Raw genomic sequence first — 3,794 nt, 5'->3', positions numbered from 1 at the left:
CCTTCCGCAACATCTACGAGATCGAACCCGCAAGCCTGATGATCGTGCAAGAGGGCAGCGTCTCGACCCGGCCCTACTGGAGTCTGGAGTATCCCGACCGGGACGCGCCGCCCCGGCACCGGGACGAGCGTGCCGCGGCCGAGGAACTGCGCGCCCTCCTGACGGAGGCGACCCGCATCCGCATGCGCGCCGATGTGCCAGTCGGCGCCTATCTCTCGGGCGGCCTCGATTCCTCCATCACATCGGCGCTGGCGGCGGGCATGGCGCCGGGTGGTTTCAGGACCTTCTCGGTCACCTTCGATAGCGCCGAACATGACGAGAGCCCCTTCCAGCTCGAGATGGCCCGCGCGCTCGGCACGCATCACAGCGCCGTCGCCTGCGGGGAAGGCGATATCGCCGCCGTCTTCCCCGACGTAATCCGTTTCACGGAGCGGCCGATCCTGCGCACTGCCCCTGCCCCGCTCTACAAGCTCTCGAGCCTCGTGCGAGAGGCCGGTTTGAAAGTGGTGCTGACGGGCGAAGGCGCCGACGAAGTCTTTGCCGGCTACGATATTTTCAAGGAGGCCAGGGTTCGGCGCTTTTGCGGGAGACAGTCCGGCTCCCGCATCCGGCCGCATCTGTTCCGCAAGCTCTACCCCTATCTTCCGGGCCTGAGGCAGCAATCGGCCGAGTACCTGTTCTCCTTCTTCGGGGCTAGCGGCGCGACGCTTGACGATCCGCTGTTCTCCCATCGGCCGAGGTTCGACGGCACGGCGGCGACGAAGCTGTTCTACTCGGGCGATCTGCGTGCCACATTGTCCGGATATGACGCCGCCGAGGAGCTCGCCGCGCGGCTGCCCGAGGCGTTCGCCCGCTGGCATCCCTTGCACCAGGCGCAATATCTGGAAGCCCGCTTCCTTCTCCCTGGCTACATCCTGTCCAGCCAGGGCGACCGCATGGCGATGGCCCACGGCATCGAGGGCCGCTTTCCCTTCCTCGACCATCATCTGGTCGAGTTTGCCGCCGGCCTTCCTCCCGAGATGAAGCTGAAGGGGCTCGTGGAGAAGCATATTCTGCGGGAGGCGACCAAAGACCTGCTGCCGGCCGCCATCGGCCGGCGGACCAAGCAGCCCTATCGCGCACCGGATAGCCAGTCCTTCGTTGGGCCGGGCACGAGGGACTATGTCCAGTCGGCCCTGGGCGACGCCGCAGTCAGCGCCGGCGGGCTCTTCAATCCGAAGGCAGTGGCAAAACTACATGAGAAATGCAGCCGCCAGCCGGCCTCCGGCTTTCGCGACAACGCGGCCTTTGTCGGCATCCTGTCGACGCAGCTGTGGCTGACGACTTTCACCGGCACAGGCATTTGCAACGCAAAGGCCGCCTGACACCACCAAGGAAAGCGAACGACATGACCGATACGATCCAAGACGCAGTGAAGGCCTTTGTCATCGAGAACTTCCTGTTCGGCGACACCACCCACGCCCTCGCCGATACGGACTCGCTGATCGAGAACGGCATCATCGATTCGACCGGCGTTCTGGAACTGGTGGCCTTTATCGAGGACCATTGCGGAATCACAGTTGCGGACGCCGATATCGTGCCGGCCAACCTCGATTCACTGGCGCGCATCACGGCCTTCATCACAGCGAAGACCGCATCGCTCGTCGCGGCGTGACGGCTGGCAGCGGAAGGCCCGAGCTCATGCGGGTCGAGCAATTCCTCATCACGAACGCGGACGCGCATGGCGCGAAGACGGCGCTTGTCACCGACCGGGAGCGGTTGCGCTATGACGAGCTCGACGATCTGTCGAACCGGCTTGCGACCGCTCTCGCCGAGAATGGCGTGCAGCGCGGCGACCGCGTTCTCGTCTTCATGGACAATTGCTGGGAAGCCGCCGTCTCGATCTTCGCGGTTCTCAAGGCGGGCGCGACCTTCAGCCCGATCAACGCCTCCACCAAGGCCGACAAGCTCGCTTATGTCATCGACGATTGCGAGGCTGCGGCGATCCTGACTCAGGCCAAGCTGATGCCTGTCGTGATCCAGGCGCGTGCGCTGTCGGACCGGCCGTTCTTCGTCGCGTCGACGCAAGCGCCATCCAGCCATACGCCGGATGGCGCTGCCTCCTTCGAGGATTGTCTCAAGGTCGCGCCCGTGCCCATTCGCCATGGCGGGATCGATATCGACCTCGCCATGCTGATCTACACCTCGGGCTCCACCGGCCGCCCCAAGGGCGTGATGATGACGCATCGCAATATCGATGCCGCGGCCGAATCCATCACGACCTATCTGCGCAACACCCGTGACGACATCATCCTCAATGTCCTGCCCCTGGCTTTCGACTACGGCCTCTATCAACTGCTGATGGCGACGAAGCTCGGCGCGACCCTCGTCCTCGAAAAATCATTCGCCTTTCCGCAGGCCATTTTCGAGCGCATCCGCGCCGAGAAGGTCACCGGTTTCCCGCTGGTGCCGACGATGGCGGCGCTGATCCTGCAGATGCGCGATTTGGCGCCGGGTTTCCTGCCGAGCCTTCGCTATATCTCGAACACCGCCGCCGCCCTGCCGCCGGTGCATATCGCCCGGCTGCGCGAGCTGTTCCCCGGCGTACGGCTCTTTTCCATGTACGGTCTGACGGAATGCAAGCGCTGCACCTACCTGCCCCCGGAGGAGCTGGACCGCCGGCCGGGCTCCGTCGGCATCGCTATTCCCAACACGGAAGCCATCGTGGTCGACGATGTGGGCAACCGCGTGCCACCGGGCGTGGCGGGCGAGTTGGTCATCCGCGGCCCGCATGTCATGCAGGGCTATTGGCGCAACGACGTGGCCACGGAGCAGATGCTGCGTCCCGGGCCGCATCCCTGGGAAAAGCGGCTCCACACCGGTGACCTGTTCCGGACGGACGAGGACGGCTTCCTTTATTTCGTTGGCCGCAAGGACGACATCATCAAGACGCGCGGCGAAAAGGTCGCCCCGAAGGAAGTCGAAACTGTGCTGCACGCCCATCCAGGCATCGTGGAAGCCGTGGTGACCGGCGTGCCGGATCCGGTGCTCGGCCACGCCATTGCCGCTCTCGTCGTTCTCTCGGACGAGACCCTGAGCGAGCGGGACATCATTCGCTACTGCGCCGTTCATCTCGAGGATTTCATGGTGCCGAAGCTCATCGAGTTCCGCCGCGAGTTGCCGAAGACCGATACCGGAAAGGTCAGCCGAAGGCTGGCGGCCGAAACGTTGGGGACTGCACAATGAATCTCTCCCTCGCCCCGAGCCGTCCCGCCTTCTCGGCCGACGCGCTGACGCTCGACAACGCAGCGGAAACCGATCGCATCGTCGCCGGGTTGCGCGAGCAGCTACGCGGCATGCGCAAGCGCGGGCTCGTGCTCGGCCTCTCTGGCGGCATCGATTCCAGCGTCTCGGTCGCGCTCGCCGCCCGCGCCGTCGGCGCGAAGAACGTCTTCTGCCTGTTCATGCCGGAAAGCGACTCCGATCCCGACAGCCTCCGCCTCGGCCGGCTGGCCGCCGAAACCTTTGGCGTCGAAGCGATCGTGGAGGATATCGGCCCGACGCTGCACGCGATGGGTTGTTATCAGCGGCGGGATACCTTCATCCGCGAGCTGGTGCCGGAATACGGGCCGGGCTGGGCCTCAAAGATCGTCATCGCCAATTCGCTCGCCGGGGAGGGCTACAACATCTCCTCGCTGGTGGTGCAGGACCCCGAAGGCCGGCAGACGAAGCTGCGCATGTCGGCGGCGGTCTATCTCGGCATCGTCGCCGCCACCAACATGAAGCAGCGCACGCGCAAACAGATCGAGTACTAT

The 3,794-nt window shown here is 64.8% G+C and carries 3 protein-coding genes and 1 pseudogene; all 4 read left to right on the top strand.

Going from position 1 to position 3,794, the window contains the following annotated elements:
- Positions 1-1,364, top strand: a 1,364-nt coding sequence (locus tag EN884_RS28980; protein ID WP_164895211.1) for an asparagine synthase C-terminal domain-containing protein, incomplete at its 5' end; no start/stop codon positions are given.
- Positions 1,365-1,387: 23 nt separating this feature from the next.
- Positions 1,388-1,654: an acyl carrier protein gene (locus tag EN884_RS28975; RefSeq protein ID WP_013525356.1), complete on the top strand. Its 267-nt coding sequence runs from the start codon at positions 1,388-1,390 to the stop codon at positions 1,652-1,654.
- A 26-nt stretch (positions 1,655-1,680) separates the two neighbouring features.
- A complete protein-coding gene (locus EN884_RS28970) occupies positions 1,681-3,225 on the top strand; it encodes a class I adenylate-forming enzyme family protein (protein WP_063170506.1) in 1,545 nt (514 codons plus the stop codon).
- Positions 3,222-3,794 (top strand): annotated as a pseudogene (nadE, locus tag EN884_RS28965) (NAD(+) synthase); the annotation flags it as partial. The gene EN884_RS28970 and the pseudogene nadE, both read left to right, overlap by 4 nt.

It is taken from the genome of Mesorhizobium sp. M7A.F.Ca.AU.001.01.1.1, from assembly GCF_004022735.1.
GTDB classification, from domain to species: domain Bacteria; phylum Pseudomonadota; class Alphaproteobacteria; order Rhizobiales; family Rhizobiaceae; genus Mesorhizobium; species Mesorhizobium ciceri.
The sequence above is the reverse complement of the archived record's forward strand: the minus strand, read 5'-3'. Positions and strand labels throughout refer to the sequence as shown.

Bases quoted from the DNA above. Each gene is read 5' to 3' on its own strand.
- EN884_RS28975 (WP_013525356.1), top strand. From the start codon at position 1,388: ATGACCGATACGATCCAAGACGCAGTGAAGGCCTTTGTCATCGAGAAC.
- EN884_RS28970 (WP_063170506.1), top strand. From the start codon at position 1,681: ATGCGGGTCGAGCAATTCCTCATCACGAACGCGGACGCGCATGGCGCG.